The 2,190-nt window shown below is 29.2% G+C and carries 2 protein-coding genes; both read right to left on the bottom strand.

Features of this window, described 5'->3' with window-relative positions; genetic code table 11:
* Positions 1 to 1,823: M20/M25/M40 family metallo-hydrolase (locus WBG30_RS02265; protein ID WP_424503022.1), on the bottom strand; the 1,823-nt coding region annotated here is incomplete at its 3' end.
* Between the two features lie 185 nt (positions 1,824 to 2,008).
* Positions 2,009 to 2,190: hypothetical protein (locus tag WBG30_RS02260; protein ID WP_424503021.1), on the bottom strand; the 182-nt coding region annotated here is incomplete at its 5' end.

The raw sequence follows: 2,190 nt of genomic DNA, 5'->3' as shown, positions 1-2,190 counted from the left end.
ATTTTTTCATCATATTTTTTAAACATTTCATTGTCATTAAATCTTACACTCAATTCAAGATCAGCGTGAGCAAAAGGTTCTGTTATGTTAGATTCTATTTTAAATTCTCTTGGTGATATTATGATTCCTTTCTCTTCGCTGGATAGATTTGTCCAATCTGAAACTAATTTTGAGAATATAGCGACAGCTTTAGAGACTTCTTCTGAATTTTTATTTTCTCTTAGATTCATATTGCAGGTATAAGTTGCTGAACCAGACCTGCTTGTTACCATTCCACCGTCAGGAAATCCACCATGAAGTCCAAAAATATATTTTGCTTTCTTTGATTTTTCCTTAATTATATTCCTTGAAAGCCTGCCCTGTATTGTCTCATCTGTTGTAAGTAAAACTCCTATCTTCATTTTCTTTAACATTCTGGTATATTTAAGACTTTGAAGGGATTGAAGCATCATGACTATTCCACCCTTATGTTCCCATACTCCAGTTCCAAATATTTTATGCTCAGTTTTTCTAAAATATTTTTGTTTTTTTAATTTTACATCATTATCTAAATTTCCAATTAAAAGATAATCATACTCTCCGTCATCACTATTTGAAAAAAACAAGATATTTCCAACTTCTGTTTGTGGAAAACTTTCATAACTAAATCCTAAATTGTTAAATCTTTTTTTTATAATACTTCCAAGTCTATTTACACCCTCTATATTTTTATAATAGGTATTTATGTCTATTACTTCCTCTAAAAGACTCTCTGTTTGATCTAATCTGCTTCTTAAAAAACTTTTTATTCTGATAGGAAGAGCTATTTTTTTCCCATCTATTTTGTGATCTATACCAATATTCTCTTTTGAAAAATATCTAAAAGAAGCAACATCTAGCATCTTATTAACCAAGGAATCAAAATCATAACCTGCGGCCTTTGCAGCTGTAACATATGATCCAGTTTTTCCTAAACTCGCCATTGAATTTACTTCTAAGATATGAATGTTATTTTCTTCATCTAGTCTAATATCAACTCTTGAAAAATCTCTTAAACCTAAAGTTTTAAAAACCATAACACTTAGATCCTGCATTTTTATTGCCAATTCTTTATCGATATTAGCAGGGCATATTTTATCTTTTGGTTTATATTTTTTATCGTCTACTGTTTGGATTGCATCAGGGTCACCATTCAAGTCTATTTCAAGAACAGGCAACACTTCAACTGGAGAATTGCCTAAAACTCCTACTGCAAATTCTCTTCCTCTAATAAACTTTTCAACTAAAGCTTGCTGTTTAAACTCATCTATTATAAAACCTACTGCATCTCTAAGCTCTTCTAGATTATATACAACTCTTAATCCAAATGAAACACTCTCCATTTTAGGTTTAACAATTACAGGGAATTTTACGTCAGTCATATCTTCATCGATAGATGAAAATACCCAAAAATCAGGTGTAGGTATTTTGTTTTTTTGTAATATAATTTTAGTAATTATTTTATCTAGAGCAATAGCATGTCCTGATGGAGATGATCCCACATATGGGATACCTAACATTTCTAGCATTGCTGGAATATGAGTATATCTACTTTCACCTTGTATTCCATAAGCCATATTGAAGACAATGCCAAATTTTTCTCCATCTTGAACCTTGGGGAAAAAATCTCTTATCTTCTCTATAACGTGCATATCTCCATCGATAATCTCAACATTATGGCCACCTTTTTCTAAAGAATCTGCTACACGTTTTACTACAGATGGATTATATACCTCTTTATTCTGCATACCAAAAACATTGATTACATTACTGAAATCTTTGTTATAAATTATTGCTACTCTCATTTTTTCCTCCAAAATTTTATATTTTAAACCCGCAAATTTTTAAAAAATTTAATATATAAATTCTTTAATAAACATATTAGAACCATAGATTTATAGTCTTAAAATCCAGCAGTAAATATTAAAAAAATTACAGCAGTCTATTTCAAATCTTACAACACATAATCCACCATAATTTTTATTTAATATTAGTAATAATCCCAATTGTCACGTACCCAATTTTTTACATCTTCTTGTTTATTTTTTTCCTCTGGTAATGATTTATAAATCATTATTTCTATTTTTCTTATACTATGTTTATCTTCAAGTTTCCATATTTCGACTAATTTATTGACCATATATAGCATTTCATGACCATTTTTTTTGTTAA

The organism is Psychrilyobacter sp. (genome assembly GCF_049671765.1).
GTDB lineage: Bacteria > Fusobacteriota > Fusobacteriia > Fusobacteriales > Fusobacteriaceae > Psychrilyobacter.
Note: the sequence above shows the minus strand (reverse complement) of the source record. Positions and strands in the feature narration are given on the sequence as shown.